This window comes from Lysinibacillus sp. Bpr_S20 (assembly GCF_023337835.1).
Taxonomy (GTDB): domain Bacteria; phylum Bacillota; class Bacilli; order Bacillales_A; family Planococcaceae; genus Lysinibacillus.
The window spans coordinates 407,474-426,228 of record NZ_JALNLQ010000001.1 but is presented as its reverse complement, the minus strand read 5'-3'; the positions used below and the strand labels follow the sequence as shown (position 1 = coordinate 426,228).

Sequence of the window (18,755 nt, the reverse complement as noted above, 5' to 3'; positions counted from 1 at the left end):
TAACGAAATATGGCTGCTCAAAATATACTTTGAGTAGCCTGTTTTAACATAAGGAGTGAATACATTTGAATTTGGACCATGTTGTTGAGGTGTTACTCGAAAGTCTAAAAGATGATCCATATATCGAAGCGGTATTTTTAAGAGGATCTATAGCTAGAGAGGAACATGACGAATTTTCAGATATTGATATTTATTGCGTTGTTCATGAAGAAAATGTCGAAGCATTTTTGCCCAAACGCAAACAACATATTGAAACTTATAAAAAAACACTATTCGTTGATGACATTTATATTATTGCCCCTCAGTTATTAGTCGTATATGAAGATATGATTCATATCGATTTATTTACCGTAACTCCCTCTAAAATAGGTAACCAAGATGCCATAAAAATCTTATGGGATCCAAATGGAGTCCTTACAGTTAAACAGAAAAATACAACTTTGTCATTAACTCCACTCGAATTTAAAGATGCTGTAGATGATACTGTCTGGTATTTATATCAATATTATTGGAGTGCTAAACGTGGAAATGGGATTTGGTGTGTTCATTTACTGCGAAATAGTTTAGAACACTTCGCTAAAGTACTATTGCATAAATATTGCCCTGAGCGAGCTTTACTTGGACTTAAAACGTTATATAATTCGTTACCTACTTCCCCATTACATGAGATTATGGAGATCATGAATTGTATGAGCCTAGAAACACATGAAATGGCAGTAAAAAAATTAGTGAACGCCTTCCACAATGAATCCGATTGGATATTTGAAAATGTGCCGAATAAAGAAGAAATTAAGCCGTTATGGGAAAAAACAAAAGAGCTATTGCACTAAAACAAAAATAGCAAACTAATTTTAGATCTAGTTTGCTATTTTTTGGGAATAAAACGTTGGATGTCGCCTGACAAAATCTCTGTATCTGACGGGTACCAAAAATATGTAGTTCCGTCATATTGAATACTGCACTTATAAGCAATCGGATCATCCGTGTATAAAATAATATCGTACATCATTGGATCACTAGTAGTAGTATTAGGTTGAAATGCTGGAGCCTTCTTACTATTTGAAAGGATTTCCAAAAAGTCTTCTATTTCCGTTTCATCCTCAAAAGCAGCTATTTGCTTGTTTCCCTCTGTTGTCGAATATAGTTCAATCTTTTTTACTTGATCTAAAGGTACTTGATCAAAGTGCCATTTATAATCGGTTCTTTCTCTATTAAAATAAATTCGATAACCATTAATAGCTGATTGATCCTTTACGGCTATAATATCATCTTTTCCTTTAACAGAATAAAGTTTAGTTCCCTTTTCATGAAACGCCGCATCTCCGTCTTTTAACTTATAAGATGGATTTGAAACATTATCGGCTACTTTAAATTGAACTTCTCCTATTTCTTTTTCTATTAAGGATTTATCTGCTAATATACCATCGTAAACAACGTCATATTCACTATCGTCCCATTTGATAAAATCTACCCAGTCAATTTCTGTTTGACTACTTCCAAATGGTATTGATTGACAGCCAACAAGGAACATTAAGAAAAAGCTTAGCGCTACCCATTTCTTCACTTTATCACCCCTTTTAGAATAGTAGACTTTCCATATCCTAAAAAGTTACAATTTTAGCTATAATGATGATTATTTGGATGTAGCTTTTCCCTGATATTTCTCTCAATTACTTTTTCATTAAAATATGTGGGATTCCACAATCCATAAATTCTTCTCCTGAACGTTTATAGCCTAATTTTTCGTAAAAACCTTCTGCATAAGATTGAGCATTTAATTTATAATTTGATAACCCTTTTTCAAGTGCAATCTCCTCTAACTTTTGGATAATGACTTTACCAAGGCCAAATTTACGAAAGTCTTTTAGTAAACAAATTCGCTCTAGTTTGCCGTAACCATCAACAACTCGAAGTCTACCAGTACCAACTGGTTGATCGTTATAGTACACAAGAATATGATCACATGCCGCATCTAGTGTGTCGAATTCGTCAAATTCTTCTTCTTCAGGCACCTTTTGCTCCTCAATGAAAACCTTTTGACGTATAGCAAATGCTATTTGTAAATCTTGTTCCTCTGTAATTTGTTTCGTATTCATTTTTATATTCCTCCTGATTGTTACTTGAATTTGGTGAACTCTTAAGGCTCATCAACATAATGTAGGGTTGATTTCCGTTCCGACTGGGCGCTTTGTAGCTGACGCTTCGCTTTCGCTACAGATAAAACATTGTTGCTGACGCTTCGCTTTCGCTACAGAGCAGAGCTTCCTGGGGGCGTCGGGGCAACAGATGTTTTTTGCGCTAAAGCGTAGTGTTAACGCAGCGGCAGCAGAGGGTTTTGCTTGTGCGAAAGCGCAGCGACAGCAACAGCAGGATGTTGGTCACGAAGGCGTTATCACAGGATGTGATGGTTTTAGCCTTCGTTCCTCTATCGCTAATCCCCAAGGAGTCGCCCAGTCTCCACTCCAATCAACTTATATAAATAGCATAAAAATATAAAATATAATCCTAACCTTCAATGATGAGTTACTCTTTTTATCTTTTGATAGAATTTTCCGTTCCATTAGTAGAATTGTCAATTGCGCTGCTAAATTCGCCCATTGCACCACTACGCTTTGAAAAAGAAAACCATATGAAGATATAAAGTGAAATTTCCCTTCTTGTTTGATAATATATAGTATAGAGTATTTTTTATTGCAAATACAATATTTTTTGGAGGCAATCAATGAAGGAAATTTTACGAGATATTGGTGCGATTGCGCGGGCACTTGATTCCATTAGTAATATTGAGTTTAAAGAACTTGATTTAACAAAGGGACAGTATTTGTATGTCACTCGCATCTGTGAAAACCCTGGAATTATTCAGGAAAAGGTTGCTGAACTATTGAAAGTAGATCGCACAACTGCCTCCCGAGCGATTCAAAAGTTGGAGACAAAAGGCTTTGTAGAAAAGCGTCATGAAATTGGAAACAAGAAAAACAAACAGCTTTTCCCGACAGACAAAAGTCTCAAGATTTATCCATTTTTAAAGCGAGAAGGAGATTATTCGAATGCTAGAGCATTAGATGGTTTTTCTCCTGAAGAAATTGACAGTATACATGACTTTTTAAATCGTATTCGTCAAAACATTGAAACGGATTGGGAATATGTAAAAAAAGGTCATACACGAAATTATTAAAGGCGATTCCTTGCGCATCTAAGCATTAGGAATCGCCTTCCTTTGCGAAAAAACCTTTTCAATTACGAATGAAGTCCCCCTTGATGATGATATTGCAGCACCACCTCAAAATGATACAGCTGAACAACTATTTATTGTCCACCAAACACTTAATAATCGAATACTAGAATATATTGTAGGTGCCGATTTTTTTACAGGCCCCATATCGTCTTAATTTAGAAATAATGAATTATTGAAAAAAGCAGCTTTTACGTTTTTGAACGAGGATCCATAAAATCTCGTAACGCATTGCTAAGCAAATATAAACCTAATACGAGTACTGTAATAGCTCCACCTGGCGCATAAGTGTACCAAGGAGCTCCCACTAAATAGGCTTGTGAATCTTTTAACATTCGTCCCCAACTAGGGTTTGGTGGCTGCACGCCAAGCCCTAAATAACTTAGTGCCGCCTCCGCGAGCATCGCAGTCGCAAAGGTCACAGTTGCAGCGACGATAATCTGCGATGAAATATTAGGTAATATATGGCGAAACATAATGCTATAAGGTTTTACGCCGATTAGCTTTGCGGCTAAGACATATTCAGTGTCACGATGTTGGACGAAACCACTACGTGTAATTCTAGCAATGGCCGGTATGGCAATTATGCCTAATGCGATAGCCGTATTAACAATCCCCGGTCCAAATACCGCCACGAGCATTAACGCTAATATTATTCCTGGAAAGGCCATTAATGCATCCATCATGCGCATAAAAATTTCATCGATCCAGCCCCCTACATACCCGGCTATACTACCAATTAAAATACCAAAAATTGTTCCTATAAATACCGTTAGTAGACCGACCGCAAAGGCCGTTTGTGTTCCTTTCATAATACGGCTAAAAATATCACGACCGAATTCATCCGTTCCAAAAAGATAATCACTACTTGGGCTCCGTAATTTTTCAGGTATATTCATCGAATTTACATCATGGGGTGTATAAAAAAAGCTGACAATCATGACGATAAGAAAACCGACAATGACTAGTAGACCAATGATTAAGTTGATATTTTTCATGTACCTTTGTATAATTTTCATCGTATCCACTCCTATCGTAATCGGATTCTAGGATCTAACACAGAATATAAAATATCGACTATAAAATTAATCATCACGACCGCAACCGTAATATACATAACGATTCCCTGTACTAATGGAAAGTCACGATTACTAATAGCCGTAATAAGGAGCTGACCGACACCCGGGAGCGAAAATACTTGCTCTACAATAATTGTTCCAGCAACAACTTCAGCCATGATCAATCCAAATACCGTTAATATTGGAATCATCGAATTTTTTAAGACGTGCTTATACATAACATTTTGCTCAGACATTCCTTTACTACGGATCGTACGCACATAATCGAGCTGAACTTGTTCTAAAATGGCCGTACGAACATACCGGAAAATAACTGCTATTTGTGGAATCGCAATGGTTAACGCCGGGAGCAAGAGCGTACTTAACGCCCCTGCTACACTTTGCGTCCACGGAATATACCCACTTATTTTAAAAAAGCTGAATTGCATGCCAATATATAAAATGAGTATCATCCCAAGCCAGAAGGAAGGAATGGCCATTCCAACTTGCGTCACTGTTGACAAAGACATATCACTCCACTTATTTTGTCTTCTCGCCGCAAACATCCCTAGCGGTAAGGAAATGAGGAGCACGATGAAAAGAGTGAGCCCAGCCAATGACATCGTTACAGGCAGTCTATCAGACAGTAAATCTGTTACTGGCATTGAAAAACGAATGGAATTTCCTAATTCCCCTGTCAATAATCCCTTCATCCAATCTGTATATTGCTCATAAAGAGGGCGATTCAAGCCAAGTTCTGATCGCAAATTTTCAATTTGTGTGGGATCCGCTTCAGTTCCTAACATTGTCCGAACAGGATCACCAGGTAAAATTTGAAAAACACCGAATGTAATGATCGACACTAGAAGGATGGTTGTTATTAACAGGATAAATCGACGTATCATATACATCATCAAGCATTCATCCCTTTCTAGTTGGAAAATTTAACTTCAGACATATCATGGAACCAGAATGGATAGTTCTTTAATCCTGTAATTTGCTTTTTAGAGCCCCAAACAATTTGATAATCTGCGATATATACCGCTGCTGCCTGCTCAGCTAAAATTTCCTGTGCACGGTGGTAATACTCAATTTGTTTTGCCTGATCACTTTCCTTTAAAACGTCTGCCATAATTTTATCGTATTGATTATTTTTAAATTTGAAGAAGTTTTCACTATCATTATTTGAAATGTAATCATTTAAAATATCATAGGCTGAAGCTCGTCCTGTTAAATCGATTGTTGTCATTTGATAGTCGCGGCCGAAATAAACTCGGTCTAGCCAAATTCCCCATTCTACAACTTCAATCTCCACATCAATGCCAATTTCCTTTAAATTAGCTGCTACGATTTGCGCAATATTTGAATAAATATCATTATGCGAGGATACCGTAATTTTTGTTTTAAAGCCATTAGGATAGCCCGCTTCTGCTAATAATGCTTTGGCCTTTTCCACATCACGCTTATACATATCTTCTAAGCCTTTCTTTTGATAGTCCCCCATCGCAGGGCTCATATTTGAACCAAGTGGTACAGCATAGCCCGCAAAAACTGAATCAATAATATCGGATTTACTGATAGCATAGTTGATTGCTTGTCGGACCTTTAGATTATCAAAAGGTGCTTTCGATTCATTAAACGTAACAATTAATGATGAGTTATTATTTTGATGAGATAAGTTATAACTACCTTTTACTTCCCCTACGCGTTGCCAAGGTACACTCGTTAAATCAACTTCATTAGCCATTAAACTCATAATCGCCGCTTGATCATCCGATTGGAAGGTAAACGTCACTTTATTCAAGAAAGGGTACCCTTTCTTCCAATAGTTTTCATTTTTCTTCAACTCTAAATTTGTACCAGGAGAGTATTTTACAAAAGCAAATGGTCCAGTACCTATCGGGTTTTCATTATGCTTTCCATCATTGCTTTTTGGTAAAATAGCTGATTGACGAGCTGTTAATGAATTTAAGAAGTTAGAGTTCGGCTCTTTTAGCTTGATCACAAATGTATTGGCATCTGGGGCTTCCGTTGACACAACATTATCAAAGCTGTTGGACATCTTTTCGCCACCACTTTTCCCCATTAAACGATCAAATGAATATTGAATATCCTCAACAGTTAAATCTTCACCATTATGAAATTTCACACCCGGACGAATTTTGAATGTATATGTTAAACCATCTTCAGATATTTTGTAGCTTTCGGCTAACCCTTCTTTTAAAGTCCCATCTGTTTCTGGTGCCATTAGTCCTTCAAAAATATTGAGAATCATTTGATACGATATGGATGCCGTTGCTTTATGTGGATCTAAAAAATCTGGATCATCATTAATACGTACTACGATTTCTTGAGGTACTTCAGCAACTGACTTCCCTTCAGATTTTGCATTTTTTTTGTCATCATTTGAACAGGCACTAATTAGTAAAACTATTATCAATGTCCATAATAACATCAACCAATTATTCTTTAGCCTCATGTTATTTCCCCCTATCCCTATGTGCTCATTATTTGAATGCTTTTATAGCTTTCTACTTCCGCTAATTTATTTGCAGCTTTAATGCCAGTTATTATGGCTTCCTCCATAACGCTTGTTGCCAAATGCCCCAAATAATCAACTGGATATGTTTTACCTCCTGTCCCAAGCACGAAAATCGTGTCTCCATCAAGCATTGTGTGTACAGGATAAATTGTTCGTGCGAGAGCATTTTGTGTAAGCTGAGCTATTTTTTTGGCCTCTGCTTTTGTAAGCTTCGCATTCATTGCAATGACACCGATTGTCGTGTTCGTACCAGGTAATCCTTCCGATTGCGCATGCTCTTCTAAATAAGCACAGCAATCAATCCATTCTCCTGTTTGCGGATTCCTTGCACCTGCTAGCATTTCTCTTGTATGAGGATCTTTGACATCCCCAACAGCATTGACAGCAACAATGGCGCCCACTACAATACCCTCTTTAGCAGCTATAGAGGCGCTACCTAGTCCCCCTTTCATACAAAATTGAGGGCCTGCCAATTTCCCTACTGTCGCACCATAACCAGCTCCTGTATTACCATTTGCAAATGGACCGACAACCGCACTTTTTGCCGCTTTATAGCCCATCGAAGCAGTAGGTCTTGTCATTGGATCACCGATAAATAAATCGAACAACACCGCACTAGGTACAATTGGAATTGTAGCAACACCTGCACCTAGCCCAACACCTTGCTCCTCCAAAAATTGCATGATGCCCGTCGCAGCATCCAATCCAAATGCACTTCCTCCGGACAAACAAATCCCGTGTACTTGATCAATTTCGTTGATAGGATCTAATGCATCAGTCTCTCGAGTACCCGGTGCAGAGCCTCTTACATCGACACCACAAACTGCACCATTCTCCACTAAAATCGCTGTACAACCTGTAATTCCTTCACTATTTTCTGCATGCCCAACTTTAACTCCAGGCACATCTGTAATATTTCCAAACATCATACACACCCCACTTTCAAAAAAACTGATTATTCAGTCTATTTATCGTATAAAAAGCATGCTACTCGCTGCTGTTTATTTTTTTCCTGAAGCACAGGGCGTTCCTGCCGACATCTTTCCATCACATATGGACAACGTGTATGAAACACACAGCCGACAGGAGGATTCATAGGGCTTGGTAATTCACCCTGTAATGCTATTTCTTGTTTCGGTTTATCAAAATTGATCTCTGGAATAGCTGACAGTAAAGCCTTCGTATATGGATGCAGAGGATTAGCATATAAGTCATTTTTCACACCAATTTCCACTACCCTCCCTAAATACAACACAGCCACTCGATCACTAATATGTTTCACTACACTTAAATCATGTGAAATAAATAAATACGTCAAACGAAATTCATCCTGTACATCCATCATTAAGTTCAAGACCTGTGACTGCACCGAAACATCTAGAGCAGATACAGGCTCATCCGCAATAATGAACTCCGGATGTATAGCAAGAGCCCGCGCAATACCGATTCGTTGTCTTTGACCACCAGAAAATTCATGCGGAAACTTTTGCATAGCATCCTCTGGTAGACCTACCTTTTGTAAAAGTTCCGTTACACGTGCCTTGCGTTGCTCTTTCGTTAATGTTAACTGCAACTTCATCGGCTCTTCGATAATGGTACCTATTCGCATACGGGGATTAAGGGATGCAAAAGGATCTTGAAAAATCATTTGCATTTGATTGCGATAGGTTTGTAGCTTACTTCCCTTTAACTGTTGAATAGGCTGCCCTTTATACAAAATTTCTCCCTCGATCGGTTCAACGAGTTTTAAAATAGTTCGGCCAAACGTCGATTTTCCGGAGCCAGATTCTCCTACGATTCCAAGCGTCTCACCACGGAAAATTTCAAGAGAAATGTCATCGACTGCTTTAATGACTTTTTTCTCTTCCTTCATCGACTTACGTTTTACGGGAAAGTAGGCTTTTAAATGGTTAATTTCAAGCAAAATTTCTTTTTTCGTCATGATTTAACACCCCTTCCTCCGTAAATAAATGACAGCGTACTTTATGCTCGTCTAGCATATGGATTACCTCTGGGAGAACGGAATGGCATTGTTCCATTGCAAACGGACAACGTTGTGCAAAGCGACAGCCCTCGGGTAATGCATAAGCCGGTGGAACGGTACCCGGGATTGACGGTAACCTTTTAACATCCATTTCTAAATTAGGCATTGTTTTTAAAAGAGCCGTTGTATATGGATGCTTTGGATTCATGAAAAGCTCTCGTACTGGTGCTTCTTCTACAATTTGTCCTGCATACATGACCAACACGCGATCTGCCGTTTCTGCTACAACACTCATATCATGCGTAATAAATAAGATAGCCGAATGATGTTCTTCCTTCATCTTCATCATAAGTTTTAAAATTTGTGCCTGTACGGTTACATCAAGTGCCGTCGTTGGTTCATCAGCAATCAACAACTGAGGGTTATTGGACATCGCAATCGCAATCATGACACGTTGGCGCATACCACCTGATAATTGGTGCGGGTATTCAGCAATAACCTTTTCTGCATTGGCAATACCGACTTCTTTTAAAAGCTGTAGAGATTTCCCCCACGCTTCTTTTTTTGAAATCCTTTGATGTCGACGAATTCCTTCTATCATTTGATTACCAATTGTAAAAACTGGATCTAACGATGTCATTGGTTCTTGAAAAATCATGCTCATTTCATTGCCTCTTATAGTGCTCATCTCTTTATTTTTATAGTCTAAGAGATTTTTACCATTCAATTTAATCGTACCAGCTGTAATTTCTCCTGGTGGTATGGGTAGTAATCGCATAATTGATAATGATGTAATACTTTTACCACTTCCAGACTCACCAACAAGCGCAACAGTTTCTCCCTTACGAATCGTAAAGCTCACATCATCAACAACTTTCGCCTGCTTTCCATTTTTTAAATGGAATGTTATTTTTAAATGATTTACCTCTAGAAGCACCTGTTTCTCATTTGGCTGATCCATATGCTTCCCTCCGTCTATCCCTTGTGATTAGGTGGTGCATAGCGTATTGCAATATTTTTCATTTGCGTATAATTTCTCAATGCGACTAAACCTTTTTCTCGGCCAATACCACTCTTTTTATAGCCACCAAACGGCATTTGAATCCCCCCCGCTGCTCCATAGTTATTAACAAATACTTGCCCAGCTTTTACACGGCTTGCGACATAATGTGCCGTATCTAAATCCTTCGACCATACTCCTGCAACTAGACCGTAGTCTGTACTATTCGCTAATGCAATGGCCTCCTCAACAGTCGTAAATGTAAAGACAGTCAACACCGGTCCGAAAATTTCCTCCTGTGCAAGTGGATCGTTCGCCTCTACCCCTACAAGTATTGTTGGTTCAACATAATACCCCTGTTCATAGCCATCAATCGTCAGTGTTTTTCCACCTGTAACCACATAGCCATCTTCTTTTGCCTTTTGCAATAGTGTTGATATCTTCGTATATTGTCGTTCATTTAGAAGTGGCCCCATATCAACGTCAGCCTCACCCGGACCCACTTTTAAAGCTTGGAATTTTTGCACTAATTGTGCTAAAAATTTTTCTTTGACGCTCTCTTCAATTAGTAGTCTGGCGCCCGCAGAGCATGTTTGTCCGGCATTCTGAATAATAGCACGTACAACTCCCTCGAGCGCTTGCTCCATGTTGGCATCCGCAAAAACGATATTTGGAGATTTCCCTCCAAGCTCTAACGTCACAGGTACAACATTTTCAGCGGCTGACTTCATCACCGCAATGCCTGTTGCAACAGAGCCTGTAAACGTAATTTGGTTGATATCTGGATGGGCTGTTAAATAGGATCCAACCTTACGACCTAAACCTGTAATATGCTGAAAAATACCTCTTGGCAATTTATCCGCAAACCATTCTGCTATTGCGTGTGTAGTTAATGGCGTATCCTCAGCACTTTTGACAATGACCGCATTGCCAGTCGCAATGGCAGCTGCTACACTTCTCGCTGTGATTTGAATAGGATAATTCCATGGCACGATATGTACGGTAATTCCAACAGGCTCTAACACTACCGCATTTAAAATACCGTCTTCAATAGGAATCGTGTCACCCATCACTTTATCAGCAGCTCCCCCATAGAACTCAAAATAGCGAGCTGCTGCTTCAATATCGGCTCTTGCTTGTGTTAACGGCTTTCCTACATCTCTACATTCTAATAAACTCCATTCCTCTGCATGCTTGCGAATATAGTGTGCAAACTCAATGAGTAGCTGTCCCCGTTCATAGGCTTTTATGTTTCGCCACTCTTCACTTTCAAACGCTCCACGTCCAGCGCGTACAGCCTCATCGACATGAGCTTTACTCGCATTCGTAATTTGAGCAATGACTTCACCAGTAGAAGGATTCATGACATCCAATAATGCTTCCATATCACCATGAATCCACTCGCCATTTATAAACATCGGAATTTTTTTCACCCTTATCCCTCCTATAGTCCACGGCCACCGTCTACATGTAATGTCGTTCCTGTCACCATGCCCGCTGCATCTGAAAGTAAATAACTTACTGCCCCTGCAATGTCCTCGGGCTTCACTAAACGCCCGAGGGGGACAGATTGCACAAAAACACTTTGCTTTGTTTGCTCGATGTCCGCTCCTTGTGCTGTAAATTGAGCGAGCATTTGTGTATCGGCTGGTCCTGGGTGAATCGTATTCACACGTATTTGGAACGGCGCTAGCTCAATTGCCAAACTTCGTGTAAAGCTCTCCGCCGCACCTTTAGATGCAATATAAGCCTGTAAACCAGGACGCGGACGAACTGCGGAAATGGAGGCGATGGTAACAATTGAACCTCGTCGACGCTCCTTCATATACGGAACAACTGCCTTCGTTGTAATAAACAAGCTTTTTACATTGACATCCATTAACCGATCCCAATCGTCCATCGTTACTTGCTCAAGCGGTGTTGCTGACTGTGCAATACCAAGTGCATTGACTAGCCCATCAATCCGTCCATACTTCTCAAAAACCTGCTTGAACACTTCGTTCACGTGCTCCTCTTGCAAGACATCGACTTCAAAGCATTGTAAGGCATCGTGCGCTAAATCGCTTAGGGGAGCTACTGATAAATCGAGCCCTACTGCAATATTGTCCTTTGCAAGCTGCTCCTGAATAATGGCTTTCCCCATACCACCCCCTGCACCTGTGACGATGATAACCTGTTGTTCTACTGCCATGTTATACACCCCTTGTAGATACATTCATTTTGGAAATCTCCTGACAAATCGCATCACCCATTTGTGCTGTTGTCGCCTGTCCACCAATATCTGCGGTTCTCACATTACCTTCTCGCAGCACTGTCTCAATCGCATAGACAATTAGCTCTTCTAGATCCGATCTCCCACTATGTCCAAGTAACAAAGCAAGTGACCAAATCTGTGCAATTGGATTTGCTATGCCCTTTCCTGCAATATCCGGTGCTGACCCGTGCACAGGCTCAAACATAGAGGGAAAATCCTTTTCTGGATTTAAATTAGCTGATGGTGATAATCCGAGACCACCAACTAGGGCAGATCCTAAGTCTGATAAAATATCACCGAACAAATTAGAGGCCACAACAACTTGAAAATCTTGTGGTCGTTCTACAAAATAAGCTACTAAAGCATCGATATAGATAGATTCAAGCTCTAGAGTTGCTGAGCCCTGTTCTAGCATTCTCCTAACATGCTCATCCCAGAACTTCATTGAATGGATTATCGCATTTGACTTTGTCGCACTCGTAATTTTTGTTTTGCCATTTTCAGAAGCATAATCGTAGGCAGCTCGAACAATTTTTTCAATACCTATACGTGTCATAATCGTATTTTGAATCGTCATTTCCTGCGGCTGATTATGATATATTCGACCACCACTATCGGAATATTCCCCTTCTGCATTTTCCCGGAAGATCACAAAATCAATATCTCTTCCATTGGCAAGCGGTGAGGCTATGCCCGCTAGCGATTTAATCGGACGGAAATTAACATATTGCTGGAAGCTTTTTCGTATCGGCATAATTAATTCCCAAACTGTCACGTCATCTGGAACGCGAGCATCTCCAATAGCCCCGAATAATATCGCATCAAATTCTTTTAATATGTTTAATGCATTGTCTGGCATCATCCGCCCGTGCTTAAGGTAATAATCTGAACTCCATGGAAAAATTGTTGTTTCTATTTGTAAAGAAGAATCGTGTTCCTGCAGAAAATTTAGTACCTTTAGTGCTTGCTCCATCACTTCTTTTCCAATGCCATCACCTGGAATGACGGCGATTTTTATGTGCGTCATTGTGCATCACCTGCTAAAAACTTTAATGCTGCCAAACGGTAAATGGCTGTCGTTTCTGCTAATTCTTCGACATCGACATATTCGTCAATTTGATGGGGAATATCACGATCACCAGCTCCAACGGTCACTATTGGTACTCCATAAGCATGAAGGAACGTTCCATCTGTAGCCCCTGGGACACCGTTATATTTCGGCTCTTTTTCCGTGACCTCAGCGACTGCCGCATAAATAGCTTGTACAACAGGATCCTCCTTTGCAGTTGCTGTTGCAGGGCGGTTATCAAGCACCGTTAACTCAACTTTAAAATCTGGATCATCTGCTTGCAGACGTTTAATCATCGCATCAATTTTACCGAGAAGCTCATCATGATCCTGTGTGGGAACTGTACGAATATCAAGCGTCGTCATACAATGATCAGGAATCACATTAATTTGCGCATCTCCTTTTACGGGTGCTCGTAAAATCGTCGGTGTAATAGAGGGCCAATTAAGCAAAGGATCACGCCCTAAACGAGCTTGCTCTTCTTTTTCCAATTTTTCAAGCTCTACGATCAAACGTGCCATGCGCCAGTTCGGGTTAATGCCACTCCAAGAAATTGCACCGTGTGCCATTTTACCGAAAATATCTACTTTCAAGCGTATTGCCCCGCGCTGTGCGATACAAACGTTGTTTTCCTCAGGCTCACATATAATCGCGCCATCCACACCATCAGCCCAGCCATTTTTTATAAAATGTTTAATACCAAGCATCAGTCCTTCTTCATCGCACGGAATACATAAAATAATCTTGCCTGTAAATTCCTCCTGATCCAGTAACAACGACTGACAAGCTGTAATCATACAAGCAAGATTTCCTTTTGTATCATTTGTGCCTCGACCATACATTCGACCATCAATAATTTCTGCGCCGAATGGATCATAAGTCCACGCTTCACGATTTCCTTCAGTAACGACATCTGTATGACCTTCAAAGAGTAATGTTTTTCCCGGCTTGCCCGAATCAATAATTCCAATGACATTCGGCCGACCTGGCACAACCTCCTCAACATGCGTTTCAATCCCTATATCGCGTAAATATTGAGCTACATAATTCGCGACTTCTTGTTCATTGCCATTTGGATCATCTTCTCGATAAACGCTTTCTATACGTACTAGCTTTCGTGTAAGCTCAATAACTGCTTCGCGGTCACGAATATAAGATGCTGATGTCTTTAAACTTTTTACTGTCATCCACAAGCCCTCCTTATTTGAAAAAAATTTCAGAGATCAATCATACCTCGGCATAATTGGACACCGGCTAAAAGAAGTGAAATAATTCTATCATTGTCCTATTAAACAAGTATTAGACAATTTGTTAATAATATATAGAATGCTATTAACTTTTTGTTTAGTAGTAAAAAGTTAAAAAACAACAAAATTATCTATCTTATGTTGTTTTCCGATAATAAAAGACTCGATATTTACCATAATGTAGGGGTTGAAATCCATTCCATTGTGCTCTTTCTTGAGAGAGTCAAACTTCACTTCGCATGCCCTAGGTTTTATCAAAATGTTATTTCTGAAAGAACATGTCACAGTTAGTTTTGTAGGAGATCATCTTTTTAAAGGAATTGCTTATAGTAAATAGCAAAAAGAGAAATTGCACTGTGCAATTTCTCTTTTTGCTTGAACTGAACTTAATTATAGCTCATCCTCGGTCACTTCATTATTATTTTTATTACCATTGCCATTGCCGTTGCCGTTACCGTTGCCGTTACCATTAGCCGGCTTAACAACCAACACATCAAAAGTTAGTGTGTGCTCACCATACGTTACCGTAATCTTCGTATTACCTTGACCTTTACCTTTTACAGCCCCTGCTTTTACAGTAGCTATTTTATCATTCGCTACTTCGTAGGTTGCAAGCTTTGTAACGTCTTTTTCTGTTGTCTTACCTTTAAAAGTAGTTACTTCAGTAATCTTAACTGGAACTTCTTTACCTATTCTAGTTTCGACCTGAGCTTTATCAATTTCTAGTGTTACTATTGGTTTTTCTTCAACAGGTGCTTTAACTGTCACATTTATAGTAACGTCATTATTTCCGTATGAAATAGTAATTGTAGTCTTGCCCTCACCTACTGCCGTTACTAATCCATTTACTATTGTTGCAACACTCTCATCTCCAACAACATAAGTAGCTTTTGACGTTACGTCTTCCTCTGTTGCATTACCTTCTGCAAGTTTTGACGTTTCTGTCACCGTAAGTTGTTCAGTTTCTCCAGCTGTTAGGTTTAGCTCCGTTGGATTGACAGAAAGTGTTACTTTTGGTTCTACTACGTCTTTTTCATAAATCATTGCTTTACCAACATTCCCAGCTGCGTCATTTATTACTACTGATACAGCATTAGTTTCTGGTGATACCGGGAATGTGAAGCTACCGTCTTGATTTAATTCAAAAGCAACTGGCGCTTGTTCTTCGCCATTTACCGTCGAAATATAGGAAGCTTTTAATTTATCATTTAAATTGTAATTTAAACCGTATAAATACAACTCTTCATTGTAGTCGATATACTTATCTTTTACCTGCCCTGTAGCGACACCTTCAGCTACTGAACCAGTAATTTCTGGTTTAGTCGTTTTCACGACAATTGGTCCAACATAATCGGAAACTACCCCTGATGCTGCAAGAGCGGTGAAGTCAATTGTATACAGACCATCTGGAATCGTTGTGGCAGGTTTTGTTCCCCATGGTTTATACTGCCCAGCAACATTCAGCGTATATGAGCCTTTTCCTAGCGCAGTACCTGCATGTAGATAACCAATGTAGCCGTCTCCATATTCTCCACCTTCAGGATTCATAATATCCCAAAGCTCGATATAGTTTGTTGTTACATCTCCAGTCAGTGTGAATGAAAGTACAGCCGAGTCTTTCACTCCATCTCCATTAAAGGATAGGTCTGTTTCTGTAATCTTAAAATCTTTTATTTCAGTTGCTGCCGCGCCGCCAAAGTCAGCAGCGAATGGCAATGAAATTTCTGTATCCCCACCGCTGATGTAAATATACCCTAGTATTTCAGAGCCTTTTGGTGCATTAGCTTGTGAAGCAGTTAAAGTAATATTTAAAACTTGCTCACCATCTAGATTAAATGTCGGCTGATCTACTGTAACCGTTGCATCACCAAATGTTTTTGTCACATCAATAGATACGTTATAATTGCCGCCGTTCCCTTTCATATCTTTTACTAAAACTTGCTTCGTAACAGAAATATCCCGATCTTTTAGTGATTGTGGACCGAAAGTAACTGTACCTTTCAAGTTTTCTGTAACTGCACCAGTTCCATCTAAAATTGCGCTATCGAGTGCATAGGCAAGAATTTCCGGATGAGCTGCTGCATAAGCATTTACACGCCCTGCTCCCTGAGAAAACACATCGTATTTTGTTTTATCTATAACCTTTGCTGTATTAGAAAGCGCTACTTTTACATCGAACGCGTTCCAATCAGGATTTGCTTGTTTAACTAATGCAGCAATACCAGCAATATGGGGTGTTGCCATAGAAGTTCCTGTTTTACGACCATATGCTTCTCCATAATCTGCATCAGGGAAATCTTTTTTATACATTGGAATCGTTGACATAATGTTTGTTCCAGGTGCACTTACATCTGGTTTAATATCAAAGTTTGGTGTAGATGGTCCACGTGAACTTGTATCGTTTACATCATCCCCCAGTGTCTTCGTGGAAGCAAATTTACTAAAGCTTACTTTTCCAGTTCCCCCTGCTAATGCAGCGCGAATAGCATCGCCATCCGTTTGGGACATATCAAATGTTGGCAGAAATTCAAATGAATCACCAAGGAATGTGCCTGAAATGTTCGGCGCATTTGTTCCACCAGCAAAGTTATGAATAATGGTTGCGATTGCTCCATTTGCCTTTGCGTTTGCAATTTTATCAACGAATGCGATACTCCCACGAGAAATCAATGCCACTTTACCTTTTACATCAATTCCTTCATAGTCTTTTACTTCCCCGTTTCCAGGAACAGCAACTAGGTCAAATTCTCCTTCAAGCTGTGTTGCTAAATTCTTTGCAAAAGTCGTTCCCATTAACGGAAGCTGTTTTGTTAAGTTGTAGTCGCCAACTGTAACATTCACTTCCCCGTTATACATTGTTTCAGGATTTGATGTATTACCAACAGCAATTCCTAAACGAGCGGTTGCAGGCGTGCCCATTGTTCCGCGATTTGGACCCTCGTTCCCTGTTGCAATTACTCCGATTGTTCCAGCCATCATTGCATTATTAATAGCAAATGAACCAGCATCCGTTTCGGAGTTAGCTCCCCCGCCAAGTGAAAGGTTGATAACATCCATTTTTTCTTTTACAGCAGTTTCAATTGCTTTAACAATACCGGATGTGGCTCCACTTCCGTACGCTCCAAGAACACGGTAAGCATACAGGTCTACTTTTGGAGCAATTCCTTTAATACCAAATTCGTTAGCTCCGATTGCTGCAATTGTTCCAGCAACATGTGTACCGTGAGAAGTATAGAAGGCACTTCCCTTTTCATTAAATTCAGGTGTCCCAACCGGACGCTCCGAAGGCAATGTTTCCGATGCATCGTCATCTGTCCGAGGCTTCGTGTATGTTGCCGAATTGGGAATGAAGTTTTTCCCACCTTTGTAAACTCCGGCGAACTCAGGGTGATCTGCATCAATACCAGTATCTAATACTGCTACTTTTATTCCTTGTCCTTCAATTCCTTCCTTCCATAGCTGTTCGATGCCAAGGAAAGAAATACTAGTATTCATTCGAGCTTCTATTCGATCTTCCTTCATAAGCTCCGATGATTTTATCGTACTATCTTCAGATGCATAAACAATTGCATCTGGTTCGATTAATGTAATTCCTTCTACTGTAAGCAGTTTCGGGAGATCATTTGCTTTAACAGTTGCCGCAAAACCGTTTAAAACAGTATCAAATGTGTATCCTTGAGTCATCTGAACCTTTTTAGTAGCTAACTCTTTTTTAACTTTTTCTTGTTGTGCTTTTACATTTGAACGGACTTCATTTGCTCGGGCATTGGAGAATTTTTGGCCTTTGACTTGGCTCATTCCTTGCTCTAGTGCCACAGGCTTTTCAGATAAATGAACGATGACTGCAACATCTTGATTGCCTGATACATTTTGTAAGCTATCGTGAAGAGTTGGACCATCTTTAGACAAGCTTAGCTGTTCAGCGATAGCAGCTTTTTGTTGAATTATACTTTCACTTTGACTATTCTGCTTGAATGGTTTCGATTCTTCAGCACTAGCACTAGACAACGGAACCAACAGAGAAAGCACCAAAAAGAAAGCTAGAATACTACTTAAAAACTTCGTAAACTTAAACTTTTTCAATTCTCATTTCCCCTCTCTTTTTAATTGTCACACTTTTCAGTTTAATGTGATATTTCCAATCTATCACAAGGGAACTAATCCGAATATCTTAATGTTCGAAAATTACAAAATATTGATAATTAGTATCAGTTTGTCAACTATAGATTAAAACTATCTTCCTAGTAAACTCATAAAAAAGTAGAACTTTTTAAATGAAAAACGACTAAGTAATTCATTCATTTTTTCAATTAATCCTATCAAGACAGCAGTTATAGGTTTAGTCGGTGGTGTAGTTATGAATAGAAAA

16 protein-coding genes are annotated in these 18,755 nt (G+C 39.5%); 3 read left to right on the top strand and 13 right to left on the bottom strand.

The genetic code is table 11. The annotated features are described in order from the left end of the window. Nucleotides 1–65: 65 nt before the first annotated feature. On the top strand, nt 66–830 hold the full coding sequence (locus tag MWJ95_RS02075; RefSeq protein ID WP_249103929.1) for an aminoglycoside 6-adenylyltransferase: 765 nt from the start codon (nt 66–68) through the stop codon (nt 828–830). Between the two features lie 35 nt (nt 831–865). Here MWJ95_RS02075 and MWJ95_RS02070 read toward each other — a convergent pair whose 3' ends face one another. Then, a complete protein-coding gene (locus MWJ95_RS02070) occupies nt 866–1,564 on the bottom strand; it encodes a hypothetical protein (protein ID WP_249071881.1) in 699 nt (232 codons plus the stop codon). A 106-nt stretch (nt 1,565–1,670) separates the two neighbouring features. Further along, nucleotides 1,671–2,096, bottom strand: coding sequence for a GNAT family N-acetyltransferase (locus MWJ95_RS02065; RefSeq protein ID WP_249071879.1), 426 nt, complete (start codon nt 2,094–2,096; stop codon nt 1,671–1,673). 190 nt (nt 2,097–2,286) lie between these two features. On the opposite strand from MWJ95_RS02065, the gene MWJ95_RS02060 reads away from it, so the two are divergent. Both MWJ95_RS02060 and MWJ95_RS02055 read left to right on the top strand, forming a co-directional pair. Then, nucleotides 2,287–2,496 (top strand): hypothetical protein, encoded by a 210-nt coding sequence (locus MWJ95_RS02060; protein ID WP_249103927.1) that lies wholly within the window; start codon nt 2,287–2,289, stop codon nt 2,494–2,496. A gap of 226 nt (nt 2,497–2,722) precedes the next feature. Then, the gene (locus MWJ95_RS02055) at nt 2,723–3,175 is read left to right on the top strand and encodes a MarR family winged helix-turn-helix transcriptional regulator (RefSeq protein WP_249071875.1); all 453 of its coding nucleotides are present in this window, start codon (nt 2,723–2,725) and stop codon (nt 3,173–3,175) included. A gap of 248 nt (nt 3,176–3,423) precedes the next feature. Here MWJ95_RS02055 and MWJ95_RS02050 read toward each other — a convergent pair whose 3' ends face one another. The 11 genes from MWJ95_RS02050 to MWJ95_RS02000 form a co-directional block, all read right to left on the bottom strand. After that, nucleotides 3,424–4,251 (bottom strand): ABC transporter permease, encoded by an 828-nt coding sequence (locus tag MWJ95_RS02050; RefSeq protein WP_249071873.1) that lies wholly within the window; start codon nt 4,249–4,251, stop codon nt 3,424–3,426. An 11-nt stretch (nt 4,252–4,262) separates the two neighbouring features. Next, entirely contained in the window at nt 4,263–5,204 is a 942-nt protein-coding gene (locus tag MWJ95_RS02045; RefSeq protein ID WP_249103925.1) for an ABC transporter permease, read from the bottom strand. 17 nt (nt 5,205–5,221) lie between these two features. Continuing rightward, nucleotides 5,222–6,769: an ABC transporter substrate-binding protein gene (locus MWJ95_RS02040; RefSeq protein ID WP_249103923.1), complete on the bottom strand. Its 1,548-nt coding sequence runs from the start codon at nt 6,767–6,769 to the stop codon at nt 5,222–5,224. A 17-nt stretch (nt 6,770–6,786) separates the two neighbouring features. Next, nucleotides 6,787–7,758 (bottom strand): P1 family peptidase, encoded by a 972-nt coding sequence (locus MWJ95_RS02035; protein ID WP_249071868.1) that lies wholly within the window; start codon nt 7,756–7,758, stop codon nt 6,787–6,789. 38 nt (nt 7,759–7,796) lie between these two features. Then, nucleotides 7,797–8,774, bottom strand: a complete 978-nt coding sequence (locus MWJ95_RS02030; RefSeq protein WP_249103921.1) for an ABC transporter ATP-binding protein — start codon at nt 8,772–8,774, stop codon at nt 7,797–7,799. Continuing rightward, the gene (locus tag MWJ95_RS02025) at nt 8,749–9,777 is read right to left on the bottom strand and encodes an ABC transporter ATP-binding protein (RefSeq protein WP_249103919.1); all 1,029 of its coding nucleotides are present in this window, start codon (nt 9,775–9,777) and stop codon (nt 8,749–8,751) included. Before MWJ95_RS02025 ends, MWJ95_RS02030 begins: the two co-directional genes overlap by 26 nt. Nucleotides 9,778–9,791: 14 nt before the next feature. Beyond that, nucleotides 9,792–11,249: an aldehyde dehydrogenase family protein gene (locus tag MWJ95_RS02020; protein ID WP_249103917.1), complete on the bottom strand. Its 1,458-nt coding sequence runs from the start codon at nt 11,247–11,249 to the stop codon at nt 9,792–9,794. Nucleotides 11,250–11,260: 11 nt separating this feature from the next. Further along, nucleotides 11,261–12,007, bottom strand: coding sequence for an SDR family NAD(P)-dependent oxidoreductase (locus MWJ95_RS02015; RefSeq protein ID WP_249103915.1), 747 nt, complete (start codon nt 12,005–12,007; stop codon nt 11,261–11,263). 1 nt (nt 12,008) lies between these two features. Next, nucleotides 12,009–13,097, bottom strand: a complete 1,089-nt coding sequence (locus MWJ95_RS02010; protein ID WP_249103913.1) for a tartrate dehydrogenase — start codon at nt 13,095–13,097, stop codon at nt 12,009–12,011. After that, on the bottom strand, nt 13,094–14,326 hold the full coding sequence (locus tag MWJ95_RS02005; RefSeq protein ID WP_249103911.1) for a M20 family metallopeptidase: 1,233 nt from the start codon (nt 14,324–14,326) through the stop codon (nt 13,094–13,096). The genes MWJ95_RS02010 and MWJ95_RS02005 overlap by 4 nt, the downstream gene beginning before the upstream one ends. 450 nt (nt 14,327–14,776) lie before the next feature. Further along, the gene (locus tag MWJ95_RS02000) at nt 14,777–18,469 is read right to left on the bottom strand and encodes a S8 family serine peptidase (protein ID WP_249103909.1); all 3,693 of its coding nucleotides are present in this window, start codon (nt 18,467–18,469) and stop codon (nt 14,777–14,779) included. Nucleotides 18,470–18,755: the final 286 nt, after the last annotated feature.

Coding starts and splice junctions, on each gene's coding strand:
- MWJ95_RS02065 (WP_249071879.1), bottom strand. CDS start 2,096: ATGAATACGAAACAAATTACAGAGGAACAAGATTTACAAATAGCATTT.
- MWJ95_RS02060 (WP_249103927.1), top strand. CDS start 2,287: ATGTTTTTTGCGCTAAAGCGTAGTGTTAACGCAGCGGCAGCAGAGGGT.
- MWJ95_RS02055 (WP_249071875.1), top strand. CDS start 2,723: ATGAAGGAAATTTTACGAGATATTGGTGCGATTGCGCGGGCACTTGAT.
- MWJ95_RS02050 (WP_249071873.1), bottom strand. CDS start 4,251: ATGAAAATTATACAAAGGTACATGAAAAATATCAACTTAATCATTGGT.
- MWJ95_RS02045 (WP_249103925.1), bottom strand. CDS start 5,204: ATGATGTATATGATACGTCGATTTATCCTGTTAATAACAACCATCCTT.
- MWJ95_RS02040 (WP_249103923.1), bottom strand. CDS start 6,769: ATGAGGCTAAAGAATAATTGGTTGATGTTATTATGGACATTGATAATA.
- MWJ95_RS02035 (WP_249071868.1), bottom strand. CDS start 7,758: ATGTTTGGAAATATTACAGATGTGCCTGGAGTTAAAGTTGGGCATGCA.
- MWJ95_RS02030 (WP_249103921.1), bottom strand. CDS start 8,774: ATGACGAAAAAAGAAATTTTGCTTGAAATTAACCATTTAAAAGCCTAC.
- MWJ95_RS02025 (WP_249103919.1), bottom strand. CDS start 9,777: ATGGATCAGCCAAATGAGAAACAGGTGCTTCTAGAGGTAAATCATTTA.
- MWJ95_RS02015 (WP_249103915.1), bottom strand. CDS start 12,007: ATGGCAGTAGAACAACAGGTTATCATCGTCACAGGTGCAGGGGGTGGT.
- MWJ95_RS02010 (WP_249103913.1), bottom strand. CDS start 13,097: ATGACGCACATAAAAATCGCCGTCATTCCAGGTGATGGCATTGGAAAA.
- MWJ95_RS02005 (WP_249103911.1), bottom strand. CDS start 14,326: ATGACAGTAAAAAGTTTAAAGACATCAGCATCTTATATTCGTGACCGC.